Annotated in this window: 16 protein-coding genes; 5 read left to right on the top strand and 11 right to left on the bottom strand. The window is 43.5% G+C overall.

The window, feature by feature from the left end; genetic code table 11:
- Positions 1-38 precede the first annotated feature (38 nt).
- Together SJY28_RS08380 and ppk2 are read left to right on the top strand one after the other, a co-directional pair.
- Entirely contained in the window at positions 39-1,553 is a 1,515-nt protein-coding gene (locus SJY28_RS08380) for an acetyl-CoA C-acetyltransferase (protein WP_379544086.1), read from the top strand.
- A 186-nt stretch (positions 1,554-1,739) separates the two neighbouring features.
- The gene (ppk2, locus tag SJY28_RS08375) at positions 1,740-2,819 is read left to right on the top strand and encodes a polyphosphate kinase 2 (protein WP_379544085.1); all 1,080 of its coding nucleotides are present in this window, start codon (positions 1,740-1,742) and stop codon (positions 2,817-2,819) included.
- Positions 2,820-2,985: 166 nt separating this feature from the next.
- Here the strand turns inward: ppk2 and SJY28_RS08370 are convergent, their stop codons facing one another.
- The 10 genes from SJY28_RS08370 to rsmG form a co-directional block, all read right to left on the bottom strand.
- The gene (locus SJY28_RS08370; RefSeq protein WP_201572079.1) at positions 2,986-3,333 is read right to left on the bottom strand and encodes a PilZ domain-containing protein; all 348 of its coding nucleotides are present in this window, start codon (positions 3,331-3,333) and stop codon (positions 2,986-2,988) included.
- 111 nt (positions 3,334-3,444) lie between these two features.
- Positions 3,445-4,575 (bottom strand): DNA polymerase III subunit delta', encoded by a 1,131-nt coding sequence (locus tag SJY28_RS08365; protein ID WP_379544084.1) that lies wholly within the window; start codon positions 4,573-4,575, stop codon positions 3,445-3,447.
- Positions 4,576-4,679: 104 nt separating this feature from the next.
- Positions 4,680-5,492 carry a 3-deoxy-manno-octulosonate cytidylyltransferase gene (kdsB, locus tag SJY28_RS08360; protein ID WP_379544083.1) on the bottom strand — a complete coding sequence of 271 codons (813 nt, stop codon included), beginning with the start codon at positions 5,490-5,492 and terminating at the stop codon, positions 4,680-4,682.
- A gap of 49 nt (positions 5,493-5,541) precedes the next feature.
- Entirely contained in the window at positions 5,542-6,672 is a 1,131-nt protein-coding gene (gene lpxK, locus SJY28_RS08355; protein WP_379544082.1) for a tetraacyldisaccharide 4'-kinase, read from the bottom strand.
- A 66-nt stretch (positions 6,673-6,738) separates the two neighbouring features.
- On the bottom strand, positions 6,739-8,526 hold the full coding sequence (gene msbA, locus SJY28_RS08350) for a lipid A export permease/ATP-binding protein MsbA (RefSeq protein WP_379544081.1): 1,788 nt from the start codon (positions 8,524-8,526) through the stop codon (positions 6,739-6,741).
- A gap of 75 nt (positions 8,527-8,601) precedes the next feature.
- Complete coding sequence (locus SJY28_RS08345) at positions 8,602-9,033, bottom strand: biopolymer transporter ExbD (protein ID WP_057759437.1); 432 nt, start codon at positions 9,031-9,033, stop codon at positions 8,602-8,604.
- Positions 9,034-9,098: 65 nt separating this feature from the next.
- The gene (locus SJY28_RS08340; RefSeq protein ID WP_201566782.1) at positions 9,099-9,824 is read right to left on the bottom strand and encodes a MotA/TolQ/ExbB proton channel family protein; all 726 of its coding nucleotides are present in this window, start codon (positions 9,822-9,824) and stop codon (positions 9,099-9,101) included.
- 86 nt (positions 9,825-9,910) lie between these two features.
- On the bottom strand, positions 9,911-11,050 hold the full coding sequence (locus SJY28_RS08335) for a ParB/RepB/Spo0J family partition protein (protein ID WP_379544080.1): 1,140 nt from the start codon (positions 11,048-11,050) through the stop codon (positions 9,911-9,913).
- A 157-nt stretch (positions 11,051-11,207) separates the two neighbouring features.
- Entirely contained in the window at positions 11,208-11,987 is a 780-nt protein-coding gene (locus SJY28_RS08330; protein ID WP_102078567.1) for a ParA family protein, read from the bottom strand.
- A 240-nt stretch (positions 11,988-12,227) separates the two neighbouring features.
- Positions 12,228-12,944, bottom strand: a complete 717-nt coding sequence (rsmG, locus tag SJY28_RS08325) for a 16S rRNA (guanine(527)-N(7))-methyltransferase RsmG (RefSeq protein WP_379544079.1) — start codon at positions 12,942-12,944, stop codon at positions 12,228-12,230.
- Between the two features lie 357 nt (positions 12,945-13,301).
- On the opposite strand from rsmG, the gene SJY28_RS08320 reads away from it, so the two are divergent.
- From SJY28_RS08320 to SJY28_RS08310, 3 genes are all read left to right on the top strand, one after another.
- A complete protein-coding gene (locus tag SJY28_RS08320) occupies positions 13,302-16,142 on the top strand; it encodes an AAA family ATPase (protein WP_379544078.1) in 2,841 nt (946 codons plus the stop codon).
- Between the two features lie 227 nt (positions 16,143-16,369).
- Positions 16,370-17,512: a helix-turn-helix transcriptional regulator gene (locus SJY28_RS08315; protein WP_379544077.1), complete on the top strand. Its 1,143-nt coding sequence runs from the start codon at positions 16,370-16,372 to the stop codon at positions 17,510-17,512.
- A 97-nt stretch (positions 17,513-17,609) separates the two neighbouring features.
- Positions 17,610-18,257 (top strand): TerD family protein, encoded by a 648-nt coding sequence (locus SJY28_RS08310; RefSeq protein ID WP_379544076.1) that lies wholly within the window; start codon positions 17,610-17,612, stop codon positions 18,255-18,257.
- A 128-nt stretch (positions 18,258-18,385) separates the two neighbouring features.
- Here SJY28_RS08310 and SJY28_RS08305 read toward each other — a convergent pair whose 3' ends face one another.
- The gene (locus tag SJY28_RS08305) at positions 18,386-19,369 is read right to left on the bottom strand and encodes an ion transporter (protein WP_057759421.1); all 984 of its coding nucleotides are present in this window, start codon (positions 19,367-19,369) and stop codon (positions 18,386-18,388) included.
- Positions 19,370-19,909: the final 540 nt, after the last annotated feature.

The following is a 19,909-nucleotide window of genomic DNA, read 5'->3' as shown; positions in this document are numbered from 1 at the left end:
ACTTTTTACTTCTACCCATACTTTTTAAGGATAATATTATGAGTAATAAAAACAATCATCCAGATAGCCCTGTTGTTGAAAGTACGGTTGTTAAAGCAACGGATACAAAATCAGATACAGCAAAAAAAGAAACCGCTGCAAAAAACACCTCAACTAAAGACGCTAGTGCTAAAGAAACTACTAGCAAAAAAGCGGTCGATGAAAAAGTAGAAACCACTGCTGCCAAAAAACCTGCTCCAGCTAAAAAAGCCAGCGAAACCAAACCAGCTTCAAACCTAAACCGTGTTGCTATTTTAGGTGGTAACCGTATTCCATTCGCACGCTCAAATGGAACATACGCTGATGTTAGCAACACAGACATGCTAACCGCTGCATTGGACGGTTTGATTGAGCGTTATAACCTACAAGGCGAAACCGTAGGTGAAGTGGTATCTGGCGCAGTTATGAAACTTAGCCGTGATATCAACCTTACTCGTGAAGCGACATTGAATACCGCGCTAAACCCACATACGCCAACTTATGATATCTCACAAGCTTGCGGTACTGGCTTACAAGCGACCTTTGCTTCTGCTAACAAGATTGCACTTGGTCTGATCGATTCGGCAATCACTGGCGGTGTAGATACTACTTCTGACGCTCCTATCGCTGTCGGCGATGGCTTGCGTAAAGTACTGATCAAACTTGGTGCAGCAAAAGACAACAAACAACGTCTAAAAGCACTAATGGGTCTCAATCCAAAAGACTTAATCGACTCACCACAGAACGGTGAGCCACGTACTGGCCTATCAATGGGCGATCATCAAGCGATTACCACGCTTGAGTGGAATATCAGCCGTGAAGCGCAGGATGAGCTTGCATTTAACAGCCATCAAAACCTAGCACGCGCTTATGACGAAGGTTTCTTTGACGACTTGATCACGCCATACAAAGGCCTGACTCGCGATAACAACTTGCGTCCAGATACTACATTAGAAAAGCTGGGTAAATTAAAGCCAGTATTTGGCAGAAAAAATGCTAACCCAACGATGACTGCTGCCAACTCTACGCCGCTTACTGACGGTGCTTCTTGTGTACTACTAGGTACTGATGAGTGGGCAAAAGAGCACGGGCTAAAACCACTTGCTTATATCGTCCATCAAGAAACCGCAGCAGTAGACTTCATCGGTAAATCTGGTACTACAGAAGGCTTACTAATGGCACCAGCTTATGCGGTACCACGTATGCTTGAGCGTGCTGGTCTGACTCTACAAGACTTTGACTTTTATGAGATTCATGAAGCCTTTGCTTCACAAGTACTATCAACCTTAGCTGCTTGGGAAGATGAGAAATTCTGTGAAGAGCGCTTAGGCTTAGATGCCCCGCTAGGTTCTATCGATCGTAGCAAATTAAACGTAAACGGTTCATCACTAGCGGCAGGTCATCCATTTGCAGCAACTGGTGGTCGTATTCTAGCCACTGCTGCTAAATTATTGGATCAAAAAGGTTCAGGCCGTGCACTTATCTCTATCTGCGCAGCAGGTGGTCAAGGCGTGACTTGTATCCTAGAAAAATAAGCTTGGTCACTTTTAAGTGGAAAAGATACACTGACTTATTATTTTAATCAGTACATATCTATCAATAAAAAAATGCCCTTTAATTTATTTAAAGGGCATTTTTTATTGTCTGTACTTTGCTATGATAGAAACGACCTAGATAGTAGCCTCTTAAAAAAGCCGATACGCAAAACAAAGGTAATATTTATGGGTAAGACAAAAATTTTCTTAAGAAAAATGAGGCAAGTCATTTTTGGCTCTGAAAAACTGGTGATGACAGAACCGCTTGCAACCGCTGATTTTCGATCTCTAACGACTGAGGAGGATGTAGATCGGTACAATCAGGAACAAGCCATTCTTACTGAACGCATCGAAAAAGACATTCTTGATGATGATTTACGTCGAAAAATGCACCAAGACTTAATCGATACATATGATGAAGAACTAGAAAATGAAATAGATGACTATGCACGTGACTTTCGTTTTAACGGACGTGAGATGAGCGAGCAAGAAAAACTGGATCGACGCACCTACTTTCAAGAGTTGGTACGACTACAGCGAGAACTGATAAAACTACAAGATTGGGTAGTTGATCGCGGTGAGCGTATCGTCGTTATCTTTGAAGGGCGGGATTCTGCTGGTAAAGGTGGTGCCATTAAACGCATTACCCAACGATTAAACCCACGCGTGTGCAGGGTAGCTGCCCTGCCGGCTCCCACTGAGCGCGAGCAAACGCAGTGGTACTTCCAACGTTACGTGGCCCACTTGCCTGCAGCAGGCGAAATCGTATTGTTTGACCGTAGTTGGTACAACCGCGGAGGCGTTGAGCGTGTCATGGGGTTTTGTACTGACGCGCAATATGAGGAATTTTTTCAATCAGTACCAGAATTTGAGCGTATGCTCGTACGCTCAGGCATTCGCTTAGTAAAATACTGGTTTTCTATCACTGATGATGAGCAACATGCTCGATTTATGAGCCGAATATATGATCCGCTTAAGCAGTGGAAACTCTCACCAATGGACCTACAGTCGCGCCGACGTTGGGAAGATTACACCAAAGCAAAAGAAACCATGTTTGAGCGCACTCATATTCCTGAAGCACCCTGGTGGGTTGTCGAAGGCAATAATAAAAAACGTGCTAGGCTGAACTGTATTGCCCATTTGCTCGACCAAATCCCTTACAAAGAAGTGCCTCGTGACGAAATTGAGTTACCCAATCGCAAACGCGATGATGAGTACTACCGCGAACCTATTCCCGATGATATGTATGTGCCGCCTCGTTATTAAGCGACTAGCGCCTACTACTATAAAAATCTAAAGAAACTTGATCTAAAAAAGCAGCCTTACTAAATAATAAGGCTGCTTTTTTTATATTAATAAGTTCAAAACCACAGCCAAACTTATTAAAGATACAGGTGTGATTTCTAGTTATTGCCTAGTTATTACCTAGATACTACATAGTATAAGTCGATTGCAAGCTATCGATTTTTCCTGCTAGCAAGCGCTCAACTTCATTCTTGATTCTTTGACCAGAGACATCACTACCAATTTGCACAGCAAACCCTGCTGGGCGACTGCCTTGACTCTTAGAGTTAATCCAAACAACCTTACCATTCATTGGTAGGCGTTCACTAGAGTTAGGTAGCGTGATAGCAATAAACACTTCATCACCCAATTGCTGAAGTTTGTCCGACGGTACAAACAAAGCGCCATTACTGACAAAAGATAAATAGCTGGCATATAACATTTCGATACTTTCATAATGACAGGTTAAAATCCCGCCACGTCCTGGCATTGCCATAGTCAGCTTCCTTCATCAACTGGGTTTAGTATGTTTATATAAATAATTGATAGTATATAGTTAAGAACAATTGCAAATTTACGAACACAAATTAAGCGTTAAAACATGGCTCTATAAGCTTGCCAACTCTTGCATTAGCTTATCATAGGCAAATTTTTCTTGCACATTTTGTTGCAGCGCAATTTTGGTCTGCTGCACGCTGTTAGCAAATGCCTCTAACCCGCTATCAGTAGGTTGATAAGTAGCCAATATCGTTGATAGATTGACATCCTTTTGTAGTTCACTCAGCCCCAAACAGACACGGCGTATATCAAGGAGCATCAGCTCAGACAGCTGTATAAATTCTTTAATATTGAGCTGACCTTGCCAATAATCACTTGCCGCCACACCACTACGTTTACCGCTACGTAGCGCCTGCCATGTGGTCAGCCATAGGCTGCGCTTGCTATACCATGGTGCTTGCGCCAAAGCTATAGCAGCTAAAGGCGCACCATTGGCCAGTTGTATCAACTGCTCAATCGCAGCGGTACCGACGGCTTCGCGGTTAATCGTGTGACCTAACGCCTGCGTCACGTAATCGACAGCAACAGTCGGCTCAATTGTCTGTAGTGCCAACTGTTGCACACGACTCTTAATCGTTGGCAATAGCTGAGCAGGCGTATCACTAATCAAAAACAGATGTACCTGCGCTTGTGGCTCTTCCAATGTTTTAAGCAACGCATTAGCAGCGGCTACTGTCATTTTTTCAGCGTGATCTAATACACAGATGCGCATCCCCTGCCCACCTTGATAAATAAAAGGCTGCAAAGCACGAATATCATCTACTTTGATCTTAAGTGCGCTATTGCTGGTAGCTTTAGCGCCTTTTTTATCTTTTGTGCTACTTGATTTTTCTTGAAGCGCATCGCTTTCGGCACTGATAGGCATACTAACGAGTGGTAATACTTGCAAGCTCGGATGAGTTCCCGACTTGAGCCACTGACAGCTCTCACACGCTTCACAAGCACCTAATGGGTGTGTGCCACGCTCACGGCATAATAGCCAAGCGACCAATCGCCATACAAAGGCGCGTTTGCCCATACCTTGCATACCAGCAGCGAGCAATGCATGCGGCAAAGACTGCTGCTTAAGTACGCGCTCGGTCAACTGTAACCACAGTACTTTTTGCCATGGTAGTAGTGGCGCAAAATACATACGGTCTGTGTTATCTAGTGCGTCCATATTTCCTGTCAAATTATTCATGGTTATGGCTCTGTCACATTGATTAGATACTTCAGGTATAGCCACGACAACGATACTTTAGCGTTGTAGGAAGCTTAGAATCGTACGCAACTTTGCTCAGACTATTACTTATTAGGGTTCTGAAAGTTATCTAAGCTCATCGCATTTAGACGGTCTAAATCTTCTTGTGTATCGACGCCAGCTGGTAGCTGACAGCCAGCTTCTGCGATGGCGATATGCTGACCGTTTTCTAAAACACGTAATTGCTCTAGACTTTCGAGTATCTCAAGTGGCGTTTGTGGCCAGTTTACGAACTGCTGTAATAGACTGACACGATAAGCGTATAAACCCAAATGGCGATAGGCGTTCTTTGGTGGTTGCGTCTGATTATTATCAGCTAATACGACGTCACGGTCACAAGGAATCGGTGCGCGGCTGAAATAGAGCGCACGCTGTAAGTTATTAGCAGATTGGCTGACTACTTTTACTACCGATGGCCGCTGGAACGTATCATAGTCATCGATAGGCTCACAAAGTGTGGCCATCACGCTATCTTCATCCGCTACCAAAAGCGCCTGTACTTGCTCCAAAAGCAACGGCGGTACAAGGGGCTCATCGCCTTGCATATTCACCACAATATCGTGGTCAGCCCAACCTTTGATAGCTGCTACCTCTGCCAAGCGATCCGTACCTGAAGCATGCTCGCTACTGGTCATAACCACATCAAAGCCTGCATCGGCGCAAACTTTTGCGATTTGCTCATCATCAGTCGCTATACACATGTCATCAGCAAAACTTGCTGTCTGCGCTTTTTCTGCTACCCAAAGTATCATCGGCTTACCATGAATAGTTAGCAATGGCTTACCAGGTAGCCGTGTACTTTTAAAACGTGCAGGAATCACGATATGGGTTTTAGCGGGCGTGGTGGCGAACGACATGGCGTATTCCTATAAAAGTGGTACGGAGATTTAAAATATTGGCTGATGTTTACAATAAGGCTGACGTGTTCATATCATGGTCGTTACGAATCCCTAGCGCCTTTAGTTGCTCATCTAGATTATGATAATTATTCTCTGATAATACAGCCGTCACTGGCAACACCCATAGTCTACTGACAAGTTCTACATACTCATCATTGAGTGCTTGTGTCGCTGTATAGTCTACCAATAATGCGCTGATTTTTACCGCATCTTTACTGGTTACAATAATAGGATAATCACCATATCGTAAAAGCTCAGCCAAACTAAAATCATAGTGATCAGGGTAAGGATGCCCTATGATTTCAAAGCCAATAGATTCTAAGGTATCAAAAAACCGCTGCGGATAGCCGATACCACTAACAGCATGGACGCGGCTATTATTAGTAGGCTTAACACTATTTAATTGAGCTGCGCTCGATATAGGATTCCATAGGCGCTGTAACTCAGCTGGTTGCAAATGCATGGTCAAACGGTCAGCAGACTGTATCGTATTATCACTTCTAGAAGTCTGAGTTGAATCTGTACTTGGCTTTTCATGATAGATAACATTTGCACCTTCTAATCGTGACATCGGCTCACGCAAAAAACCTGTTGGTAATAGCTGCTTGTTGCCAAACCCACGGGCGGCATCTACCACAATCCATTCGATATCGCGCTGTAGTGCATAATGCTGCAAACCATCGTCTGCAATAATCAATTGCAAATTAGGCTCTGCCTTTAATAGAGTGGCAATCGCTTGCTGACGATTGGGGCACACTGCCATAGCAGCGCCTGTCATATGAGCAATCAAACACGGCTCATCCCCGACTATATGGGGTAAGCTAGTAGCACTAACCAATGCTGGCATTTGACTCGTATCACCGCCATACCCGCGACTGATTACCCCTACTTTTATGCCTTTTTTTTGTAAGTAGTTGACCAGAGCAATAATCAGCGGCGTCTTACCACTACCGCCCACACTGATATTACCAATGACCATCACGGGAATAGGTGCTCGATAGCTTGATAACAGGCCGGCCTTATAAGCTTGACGGCGCAGCAATGTGATTAAACCGTATAACCAACTGATAGGCAGCAACAACCACAACCAAGCAGCTTGACGTTGCCATGCGCGGGTAATTGTCGTCTCAATACTCATTAATCAATATCGCTTATCTTATTGGTTCATGGCTGCGTGAAAATTGGCTAAAAACTTCTAAATTGACTACTCAAAATCTCGAGCATACATTTGCGCATAGTGGCCTTGCAGCTGCATCAGCTCATTGTGCGTTCCTAACTCAACAATCTGGCCGCCATCCATCACTGCAATACGATCCGCTGATTCGATAGTCGTCAATCGATGGGCAATGACCAATGTGGTACGGTCTTTCATCACATTATCCAGCGCTTGCTGGATATAATACTCAGACTCATTATCAAGTGCGCTAGTGGCTTCATCTAAAATTAGAATCGGTGCATCTTTTAGCAACGCGCGAGCAATCGATAATCGCTGACGCTGACCGCCTGATAGTTGCAACCCTTCAGCACCAATTTCACTCTGATAGCCATTTGGCATTTTCATAATAAAGTCATGAGCGAAGGCATCTTTTGCGGCTTGTTCAACCTCAGCTTGAGTCTTGTCAGCTAGGCTGCCGTAAGCAATATTATTAAATACGGTAGTATTAAACAATACTACTTGTTGGTTCACCATTGCAATCTGGGCACGCAAACTCTCTAACTTAATATCTTCAATAGGCATACCGTCTAATGTGATTTGCCCTGAAGACGTCTCTAGAGTACGTGTTAATAAATTAACCAATGACGACTTGCCCGCGCCACTTCGCCCTACTAATGCAACTGTCTCGCCTGCTTTAATATTCAAGGTAAAGTCACGTAGAGCCACCGTTGAATCTGGATATACCAAGCTGATATTGTCTAACGACATTTGCCCTGATAGCGCTTTACTGATTGTGCCTGTGTCTTCTTCTTCTGGCTCATCAAGTAGTGCAAAAATCGACTCACCAGCAGCCAGACCTTTTTGCAGCTTCTGATTAATATCAGTCAGCGAACGTACAGGCTTACTTAATAAACCTGCTGCTGCAATGTAGGAGATGAACTCACCTGCTGAAATATCATCTATTACTGCAGGTCGCAACGCAAGCCAGACGACAACGGCCATCGCAACCGCCATCAACAGCTGTACGGCTGGCGTATTAATACTATTGGTAACAACTACCTTCATACCTTGGCGTAGATTTTTCTTCGATGTCTTATCAAAACGTGCTGACTCGTATGATTGACCGCCGTAATTTTTGACCACTTGATAGCCGCCGATGACTTCATTAGTAATGTGACTGACATTACCCATCGTTTCTTGGATACCTTTTGAGAGTCGTAGATAGCGCTTTGATGCAATGCGTACCAGCCATAGTATTGGTGGCAAGACCACAAATAGAATAAGCGTTAGACGCCAATTGCTATAAAACAAAAAGCCGATCAATGCAACAACGGTCAAACCATCACGCAGCAAAGTCTTCATTGAGTCTGTACTGGCGGCCGTGACCTGTTCAACATCAAATATCAATTTCGATGAAATCGTACCGGCTGGATTGGCCAAATAAAACGAACTAGGCAAGCGCAGTAATTTATTAAAAACTTCTACACGTAGCTCATAGACTAAGTTGCGTGAGACCAATGCAGAGTAATAGTTACCCAAAAAACTACCCACCCCGCGCACAAAGAATAGCAATATAATCAATAGCGGAAATAAGGCTTGTTTGCTTCGATCATTCTGATTGATAGCATCAGTAATATATTGCAGAAGCTTGGCAGTCCAAATCTCTGTCCCTGCATTAATCGCAAAACCTAACGCCGTCAATAGCAATGCCCACCAGTAAGGCTTCAAATACCTTAATAAGCGTAATAATGTCTTACTCTTAGGCGTAACGGGCGATACTGCCGATGCATTTTTAGCAGAAGATTTTTTAGAGTCAGGTAAATAAGCTTGGCTCATAAAAGCCTCAATTTGGGTATCAGGGTATGAATGGGCTGTGTGTCACACAGTTTTATGATGATAAGACTATATATGTTATTGCGGCAGCGTTTGGCCAAGTGGCACCACTGTACTGATGTTTAAATTCAAAAATCCGAGCTTTCCAGCGATATCCATCACTCGTACCACAGACTGATGGGTCGCATTGGCATCCGCTGCAATGACAAATAGCATATCGCGATTGCTGCCCGCCTCTTGCTGCAACATACTGGTCAGTTCAGCCTCATTGCTACTAGCAAGTGTAATACCGTTGACCAAATAGCTACCATCCTCTTGCACAGCTACTTCGATACTGTTGTTTTGTTCTGTCAGTGCAACACCTTCCGCTTCCGGAAGAATAATATTTAAACGACTAAAGTGATTGAATGAGGTAGCAAGCAATAAAAAAACAATCAAAAACAGTAAACAATCAATCATCGGTGTCAGATTAATTTCAAGCGGTTCAACCGTTGGTTTTCTAAAACGCATATCAATCTCTTTAATTCAGCTACCATTTATAGGCCCAAGACTTCTATTCTTTAAAACCGTATTTACTACACTGCTGCTATGCTAGGCTTATCCGAATCCAACCCACCGAATGAACGTTCTTGCACAATACTATCTTCTATTGACGTACGGCTAGAAGATGTAGATGGCTGAGCACTAGCAAGCAAGTGATAATCATACAACTCTTGAATCATAAGCCCTGCTTGAGTCTCGAACTGAGCGTTAATATCAATGATACGGCGCTGAAAATAACGATAAGCAACCAACGCGGGGATAGCAACGATCATACCTGCAGCGGTAGTGATTAGTGCCTGTGATACACCAGCGGCTAGCATCGTCGGATCTTGCATTGCGCCATCGGTAATCGCTAAGAATGAAGAGATGATTCCTAGTACCGTACCTAATAGGCCAAGCAACGGCGCTATCGCACCGATAGTACCTAGCATATTGATGTTTTTTTCTAACTGATGAACTTGGACGCTGGCACGATTTTGCATGTGCATCGTCATCGACTCTAGCCCATACTGCCGATAAAGCAAACCCGTTGCCAAGATATCGCCAAGCGCCGTTTTTTCTTTTACATTCATCAATTGTGTACGGCCAATATCGCCATTTTCACGTAAACGAGTTATTAGCTGTTCGCGCAACCTGCTAGGAGCGACTTTGTTAAACTGTAGCGTATGGCTACGTTCAATAATGATGACTAATGCCAATATAGAACAGACCACGATAGGTGTCATTAGCCAGCCACCTGCTTTTACCAATTCCCACATACTTACTCTCTTCCATATTTTTGCAAAAATAATTATTACAGAGGCGATTTAGCGTTTGGATAGATACAGCTAACTCGCAAACGTTCTTAAGCCTGAGCTTCTATATGTTTAATCAACGCAGCTAATTGGTCTTGATTGTGGAAAAATATCTCAACACTACCTTGACCATCTTTTTTATGCTTTAGTTTGACTTCAGCACCAAGCATGTCTGTTAATCTTTGGGTTAAACGCTCTACATCACGAGATTGTGCTTGTTCAGCACGATTGGTTTTGGGTGCTGGCTGCAAGATTGATTTGACCAACTTTTCAGCTTCTCGCACGGTCATACCGCCATCGATAATCTTTTGCGCGATGATAGGTTGTTGTTCAGAGGACAACGCCAAAAGTGTGCGAGCATGACCCATATCTAGCGCACTGTTGGCCAAATGGTCTTTTACTGTATCATGGAGCTGATTTAAACGAAGTAAATTCGATACTGTCGTACGCGCCTTACCAACGACTTCAGCGATCATGGCATGACTCATACCAAATTCGGTATGAAAACGCTGCAATGCTGCTGCCTGCTCAATCACTGATAAGTCTTCACGCTGGATGTTTTCAATCAGTGCTAATGCAATTGCCAACTCATCAGATAAAGCACGCTCAATCGCAGGGATAACCGCTTTTCCTGCCATTTTTGCTGCGCGCCAGCGGCGTTCACCAGCGATAATTTCATGAGTGACAAATGCTTCACTTTTATCTTCATTTGCCAATAGCGGGCGGATAACGATAGGCTGCATTACGCCATGCTGCTCGATAGAAGACGCCAACTCTGCAAGTGCTGTCTCACTCATATCACGACGAGGCTGATACTTACCTGCTTGCAAACGTGTGACATCGATCTGCACAAGGCTAATCTGATCTTCGGTCGCGCTCGTATCTGCACTATTGCTACGCGACTTATTGAGCGACGCCTTACTGGTAGCACGTGGTGCGCGCGATGAGCGAGTGCTATTATCACTAGCAACCGCATTATCCGTGGTTTTTGCCGTCGGCTTTTTACTGGCTTTGGCCGGCGCGGTATCGGTAGACTCACTATCTACAGGCATATTAATATCTGGCGTAGCATTTTCACGCGCCACCATGTCGTCTTGCAAGGCAGAGGCGGTAATTTGCTTTTCTTTTTTGATTGACCCTAATAAGGCATCTAAGCCCCGATTAGCAGCCAACCCTCTTTTCTTCGCCATGATTACCTATCCTCTAACGCTAAAATAAAAGCCAATTGATTACTGATGCGGCTTACTAAATACAATGTTAAGTGTTCTATACTTATACTATTCATTCACTGTGCTGACCAGTGACACTTTTTATCTAAAAATTCTTTGTAAGAGCTTTGGATAAAAACTAGCTACTTTGTTTCATCACTTCAGCGGCCAGCTTTTGATACGCGCGTGCACCTTTTGACCATCTCTCATACGCAATAACTGGTAAGCCATGCGCAGGTGCTTCTGCCAAGCGAATATTCCTTGGAATATGAGTCTTGTACATGATATCGCCAAAATGCGCTTCTAGCTCAGTAGAGACATCACGAGCAAGCGTGTTACGCGCATCAAATAGCGTTCTAACCACACCGCGAATATATAGCTTAGGGTTCAACTCTGTAAGGCGTTCAATCGTTTGTGATAAGTCTGCCAACCCTTCTAGTGCATAATACTCACACTGCATAGGAATAATCACACTATCTGTAGCCACCAACGCATTAATCGTTAGTAGATTCAAACTAGGCGCACAATCGATAATCACATAATCGTATGGCTGTTTTTGTGTGGATACCTGATCGTTAACCAATTCGGCCATCGCAGTCTTAAACAGCTCATGACTGTCCGTCTTACTCATTAGCGTAATGTCCATGCCAGCCAAATCGCGATTAGCACCGATGACATCGAATCCAGCAGGACTAGTAACGATTGCTTCAGACAGCGCGACACCATCTAGCAAAACGTCCGCTATGGTAAGATCTAACTCGTTTTTGTCAACGCCTGTACCACTGGTCGCATTACCTTGTGGGTCTAAGTCAATCAGCAGTACATGCTTGCGTTTAGCAGCCAAGCTGGCGGTCAAATTTACTGCCGTTGTGGTTTTACCCACACCGCCTTTTTGATTCGCAATTGCTATGATTTCCATACACTCACTCAATTCTATTAGGGTCTATTACTTTTGACTCGGTTGGTACAATTATTTTTTTATTCAATCTTGTACAGCGACACTCGCTCAATATTTAAAAATAAGCAATTTATGGTCTAAAATGCTCAGTTTGCGGTCGAGCATTTTAAATGCTTTTAAATACTATGTCATTTAGATACAGACGTAAACTGTGTTTCACAAAAAACAGTGCCTGTTTCATGACTGCGAAGTGTTTATGGTTCAACTATCTTTAGCAGACATTTCAATTAAATGACGACTGTCGTGCAAACGTGGCACCGTCAGTTTAATAGTTTTGATATGCCAATCGCTATCGAGTGCTTGTAGCTCTTCCTCACTCGGCACTTTGCCCTTCATAGCACATAAGAAGCCACCATCTGCTAATCTTGGCTGCGCTACCTCTACAAAATCTATCAAACTGGCAAACGCTCGTGATGTCACCACCGCATAACTTGCTTCATGCGCTTCAATACGCGATGCAATCGGCTGCATATTACTCAAGCCAAGCTCGCTGCTGATTTGCTTAATAAAGCGGATTTTCTTCTGATTGCTATCAAGCGCCGTACACTGGCGCTCAGGCTGACAAATGGCAATGATAACTGCCGGCAACCCTGCTCCCGTGCCGATATCTAGCAACGATCCGGCGGGTAAATGCGTTATAATAGACAGACAATCTATCACATGCTTGATCAGCGCTTCTTCTGGATCAGTGATCGCGGTCAGATTATACGCTTTATTCCATAGTAAAAGCTGGTCTAAGTACAATAATAACGTACGCTGCTGCGTTTCACTTAACGGCAGACCCAGCTCATTTATCGCTTGCGCCAAGATATTGGCCAGCTTTGGCAGTTGCGAACCAAGCTTTGCGAAACCAGTCGGATCAATATTGATATTACCTACACTAGCAGACGATGAAGAGTTTTTAGCGGAAGCTGACATACAACGAGTTATCCAGTTTTGACTTGTGAACCGTTTATTTTATCATGCAGTCTGCCCATTGAATAGTTGCAGATTGCGCCAATGTGGGACATCTTATACTATCTACGCTGATCATGAGGCGTTATTCTGCTTTGATTACCTCCAATTCGCTGATTAAGTCATTCGTTTTTTACTGTTTACGCTCAAGCATTTGCCTGAATATGATACAAAACTGCGCTTAATGACTTCGCTAATAGGTGACTATATCTTGTAAGATGTCATGATTGACTATAAAAAACTCAGAATACGCCTGAACAGATAAAACCAATCACTTCTCATATTCCTTTAATACTTTTTAAGATGATTTTTCAAACGCCTATGACAGAACAACCCTACACCCCTATATCGCCAGTATCAAAAGACGCTAACAATATAGTAGTACCTACTACCGACACAAAAAACTCTAAGCAAACAGCACCTGATACGTCAAACCCTATCTTCACAGAAGTTCAGCAAAATTGTCGCATTTCCGCTGAGCAATTAAAACGCTATAGCGACCCTGATGAATTGCCTACAGACACTCGCACTGCGCCTGACTTAGATGTGGGCTTCGGTCAACAACGCGCGCTCAAAGCATTACATACAGCACTGGATATTAGAGCCAGTGGTTATCATGTGTTTGCCGCTGGTGAAAACGGTTTGGGCAAACGTACTGTCATTAGTCGTCTGTTAACACGTATTGCCGCCGACGCACCGACGCCAGATGATTGGGTATACGTGCATAATTTTACCGATCCACGCACACCATTGGCGCTGCGTCTACCAGCTGGTCAAGCCTCGCTATTACAACAGCAAGTTAATAACTTATGGCAGCAAGCAAAAAAGCGTTTAAGCCAACGCTTTCGTAGCGATCAATACCAGAGCAAAATCGAAGCCATCAAAAACAGTACTCATCAAAAAGAAAGTCATGCCTATGACGCACTTAATGCTGAAGGCAAACAATATGACCTAGCATTGACGTTTCGCTCGTTTGATAATAAAGCCGTATTTGTCCATCCTAGTCAGCTGCCTACAGAAAGCAATAGCGGTGATGATAAGCAAATAAAAATACCTAGCAATCGTCAAGATTCGAAAAAGCTCGATGATAGCGAAAAAGTTAACATTTTGAGCGATGAAGATAATGAGCGTAAGGAAAGCCAAGACTCTACATATGGCAATAATGAGTATGAAGCTGAGCTGAATAACTTTGTACAAAAAAACCATATGCAAAAGCGACTGAGTCAACTGACCATCGCTTTAGAGCAACTAGAAGACGAAGCCAACGATGAGATAGAGGCATTACATCGTAGTATTGCCCAACGTGCTTTACAGCCATTATTTACCCCTATCTACGAGCAGTTTGCGACTCATCCACTTGTCGTGGCATATCTCAAGGCTGTATTTAATGACATGGTCACTCACGTAGAGCGTATCGTCAATGGCGATGATGAAGAGTTTGTGACGGCAGTGTTGGCTACGACGCCTAGTCGTTATGCGGTCAATGTTATTGTCAGTCATACACCTGACAGTGGCGCGCCAGTGGTATTTGAGGATTTGCCAACCCATCTCAATTTATTAGGGCATGTCGAGCAAATCACCCAATTAGGCACAGTAACCACTGACGTGAGTATGATTCGTGCAGGCGCTCTACACCGCGCTAATGGTGGCTATTTACTGTTAGAAGCCAGCCACGTACTTGAACATCCTTATGCATGGCAAGGCTTAAAGCGCGCATTACAGTCACGAAAAATCAAACTATCTAGTCTAGAGCAAATGCTGACGCTGACCGGTAGCTTGTCTCTGTCACCAGCACCTATTGATTTAGATATCAAGGTTATCTTGTTAGGTGAAGCAGATTTATATTACGAGCTACTAGAGCTTGAGCCTGAATTTGATGCCGTATTCAAAGTCCGAGCTGATTTTCATGACGATGTGCCTCGTACCACTGAACATGAATTGGCATTGGTCGCAAAAATGGCTGATATCATCGATTATGCCGACCTTTACCCATTTGATGGCAGTGCGCAAGCCACGCTACTTGAGCACTTAAGCTTGCAAGCTGAAGAACAAGATCGCTTAAGCCTACACAGTGACTTATTGATTAAACTATTGCATGAATCAAACCGTCATGCTCGCTTAAATAATGAGGCTATGGTGACGGCAGATCATGTCACTCAAGCAATCGATGACATGGATGAGCGTTCAGGATATTTACGCGATCTGTACTGGGATGAGCTGAAAAATGGCCAGCAGCTGATCCAAACGCAAGGCGACGCTATCGGACAAGTTAATGCATTAACCGTGGTCAGTTATGCCGATAGTGAGTTTGGCATGCCAGCACGGCTTACTGCGGTCATTCAGCCCAATATTGGCACAGGTGAAATTCTTGATATTGAGCGTGATGTAGACTTGGGTGGTAGTTTACACGCCAAGGGCATGTTGATTATGACCAGCTATTTGCGCGCGCTGTTTAGTCAACATCATGCACTGAATTTTAGTGCCTCACTGGCGTTCGAGCAGAGCTACGCGCAAATCGATGGCGATAGTGCCACCGTTAGCGAAGGCTGTGCATTGCTATCCGCATTAGCAAACGTCCCTATCAATCAGTCTCTCGCGATTACTGGATCAATGAACCAGCTAGGCGAAGTACAGGCAGTTGGTGGCATCAATGCCAAAATCGCAGGTTTCTTCGACGCCTGCCGCGAGCAAGAGCTAACAGGCGAACAAGGCGTCGTCATTCCGATGGCTAATGTCAAACAACTGATGCTACGTGACGACATTATCGATGCAGTAAATAGAGGCAAATTTCATATTTATGGCGTCTATACTCTAAGTGAGGCCCTGACGCTGATGACTGGTTTGCCCATCGACACCATGAATAAAAAAGGCCGTTATCGCAAAGATACTTTATTTGGCAAAGTATTAAGCCGTCTGATGCTATGGGATGAAAATCAAGAAAGCACTGATGACATCGATGATGAAAAGTCAAAAAAGAAAGCGAAGAAGAAGCGTAAAGAAAAACGTCAAAAAAAAGAAAATAAGAGAATAAAAGAAAAGCGAAAAGGTGAGAGAAGTAATGAGAAAGGCAGCGAGGAAAGTAACAAGCAAAGCGATGCTAAGCCTATTGATGACACCCTAAACGATAGCGAGACAACAGCTGTCGATGAGGATGGTAATTAAAATTTAAACGGTGCTACTGATACGTACGCACATTGCTGTTCGACTAGATTCATTGTTATGTTTATGGCTAGATCGAGCAGCAACCATCGAATAGCAACTTTCAAATAAACATACGCATGCATGAACGTTGCTAGACGCTACGCTGCTTTTCTGCGATGATTAACGGTTCCTGATCGAGCAAAATCATGCCAGAAACCGACTTGTAACTTCATAAAGGGTATCTCTTAATGACTGTACATCCTACTGATGCTGATAACATCCAAGCTCAGTCCAATCCTAGTGAGCAGGCAGGTGAGCTTGCAACTGTAGACACTGGCACCTCAAAAGAGGCCAATGCCGCCAATATTAGTGACAATCGGCATGGTGCGGCAACGACTGCACGTCAATGGCAGGTACTATCACAACTACAGCGCAATCGCTGGGTAGGCACCACACATATCTATGAGCAGCTGATGATGGCAGGTTTCGATATCAGCCTACGTACTGTCCAACGTGATTTGAATGCCCTTGCCAAACGCTTCCCTATCGAAAAAAATAATGCCAATCCTCAAGGTTGGCGCTGGAAAGAAGACGCCCCATTACAAAGTTTGCCGCATATGAACTTATCACAAGCGGTTGCTTTTAATATGGTCGAGGCCAATCTGACCCAGTTACTGCCACCTGTGATCTTAGATGAATTATTTCCTTGGTTTGACTTAGCACGGCGACAGCTCAAAAACAGCAAAGTAACCCACTCTTGGATAGACAGAGTGCGTATCGAGCCTGCCACCCAGCCGCTTATTGCACCAGATATAGATTTAGACAGTAAAGACAATATTTACCACGCGCTATTTTATCAACTACAGATTCATGCTTGTTATACTCGTAGCAACAAATTACAAGCCAGCGAATACATCCTAAATCCAATCGCAATTATCCAGCGCGGCGTGATTATCTATCTACTGGCAACTCGTACCGACGACCCAGAAGCCACCATTCGCACCTTTGCCCTACATCGTTTTGATAGTGTTGAGATTCTCGAAACCGCTGCAAAAACACCAGAGAATTTTCAACTCGATACGTATTTGGATGAAGGCAGCATGGGCTTTAGCCACCCACTGTTTGGCGAATTGGACGAGCGTGGCAAGAATACCGCTGTTGAGCTTAGGTTCACTAGGCAAGCAGGTAAAAGTCTGACCGAAAGTAAGCTTAATGATGATCAAACCGTGACGCTAAATGAGGATAACACCCTTACTGTAAAAGCCACTGTTAACTTGACCTCACAGCTGGTTTGGTGGCTACGTGGGTTTGGTAGTGGGTTATTAGATGCTAAGCCTGAACTACTTTATCAAGCAGTATTAGATAAGTCTTCGACAGCAATCAGTGAATGACATCACTGACCTGAGATAGGCTAACATCCGCACGCCTTAAGTAAGCAGACACCAAATCTAGATAACGGTTAAAAACTAAGAATAAAAAAGGAAAGTTATGTCGACCACTGCCCCATCACCACTGTTATCAGATAGTTTACGAGGACTGGGACTAGACGCAGGGACTTTGTTCTTTGCACTCAATTATGAATTTACCAAAATTGAGCCAAAAGGCATATTTAAGCGCTTTAAGAAAAATCAAAGCGCGATGGATATTGATCTGGCTTGTGTGTTGTACGATGATAATTGCGTCATCAGTGATATTGTTTGGTTTAAGCAATTACGAGATAAAGCTGAATCGGTCAAGCATCAAGGAGACAGCTTAAATGGTAAGGATCGCGGTGAACAAGCCATGTATCTTGCCCCACTTGATCAAGAGCAAATCAGATTGGAGCTTGAGAAAATACCCGCTCATATTACTCACATTGGTTTAATGGCCAACTCATACCATGGCCATTCGTTTTCTAGAGTCAAGAAAGGCGAAATTCATCTGAGTGACGATGAAGGAAACCGTTGTTTTGAAGTCAACCTTAAGCAGCTTCCACGCGACTGCACGACGTTATGGGTAGCGCATTTGCGTCGATCTGTTGATGATTGGCACTTAACATTGCAAAACTTACCACTCACTGCAGAAGGTCTAGCAGATGCAGCACAAGAAGTGGCTCATGAGTTAGCACGTGCATTGCCTATCCCTCAGGGAATATAACAGCAACTGGCCATCGCATATCAAAGAGGTCTTATGCTATGTAAACACAAGACCTCTTTTATATGGTCAAAATATTAACTACGATTAACTGCTAAAAACCTATCTCTCATAAATCATTTAATACTTGCCTATAAAACTTCACCGCAATGCGGACAGAAGTTCTTTTGGCGCGTTTCAACTTCTTTTTCACGCCGTTCAAGCTCTTGCTCTCGAAGTACCTGTAAGACGATATTTTGTGCCTGCTCTTTATCTAAACCCAGCTCTCGACGAATTTTATCAATCATCATCTGATTCTGTACCAAATCAAAGTCACTATCAATAAGCTGCTCACGAAAGTGCTGTTCAAGCTCTTCACGGCGCTGAGCCAATTCATTCGCTAGTCCTGTCGCTAGAATACCAGCTGGCAGTGCTGCGAGACCTACGCCCAATATCGTAATGACCGCACCCAATATCTTGCCCGCATTAGTAATTGGCGTGACATCTCCGTAGCCTACTGTTGTTAGTGTCACCACAGCCCACCACATCGCTTTAGGTATAGACTCAAACTCGTCTGGCTGTGCGTGATTCTCCACTAGATAAATACCGCTAGAGGCAGTCACAATCATAATAATAAGAATAAAAATAACGGCCTGAAATGAGCCTCGCTCCTTGCTAATCACGACTAGCAAGATGCGCATCGACGCAAAATAACGAGTCAATTTTAGGATTCGAAATAAACGTAAAATACGCAAGAAACGCAAATCAATATTGACAAAGAAATTCAAAAAGGCGGGCACGATGGCTACTAAGTCAATCAATGCGGATGGACTTCTGAGCCAATCCCATCGCTGTTTCCACGTTGTATTATCGGGCTTTGCTTCAGCTACACTCCACAGACGCAGTAAGTACTCAATAGAAAAAACAACGATAGAGAAATTTTCAAATAAGGTGAAGTAATCTTGATAAGGGTAATACCACTGATCGACAGACTCTGCTATCACAGCAGCTACGTTAGTCATAATCAAAAATATAAGAAAATAATCAACGTAACGGCTAAATAACGTGTCATGTTCTTCATTTTGTAAAATATCATAAACAAAATGACGCAAGCGCCGTATAGATTGGAATAACATGCCAGCCCTATGCGGTGAAATACCGATTTGATATTAGTAGAATAAAACAACAGTCAAACAATAAAGACCAAACTTTCATCACAGAACATAGGATATATTTGCAGCAATCATCCGTGATTTTTATCAACAACGCTTATTTTAAGTACTGGCATGTCCATTATCAGCCATGACTATCGGCTATACAAAATGCAGGTAATAAATATAGACCGATACCAGCAGTATAAACACAATTAGTAGGATAGAGAACCTTAAGAACTGTTCGTCAGCGCGAAGCTGCTGGCTAATATCTTGCGCAGGTATCAAAAACAAGTGACATTCAGGACAACAAGAGTCTACCTGATTCAATATTTTCATCGTACGCGCATTCGTACAGCGTAGAGGGGAGTTACTGCAATAGCCAAGCATAATATATTGCACCTCTTGTTGAATCATAAATAAGAGATACCGACTTACGTCAATGACACTTACTTAAAAAGCAGCTTTTGTTTTGTTTAATTATAGACTGTAGACAATTGAATTACATGTAAATGTAATTTATTG

The organism is Psychrobacter sp. R86515 (genome assembly GCF_042466315.1).
In the GTDB taxonomy this organism is placed as follows: domain Bacteria; phylum Pseudomonadota; class Gammaproteobacteria; order Pseudomonadales; family Moraxellaceae; genus Psychrobacter.
Note: the sequence above shows the minus strand (reverse complement) of the source record. Positions and strands in the feature narration are given on the sequence as shown.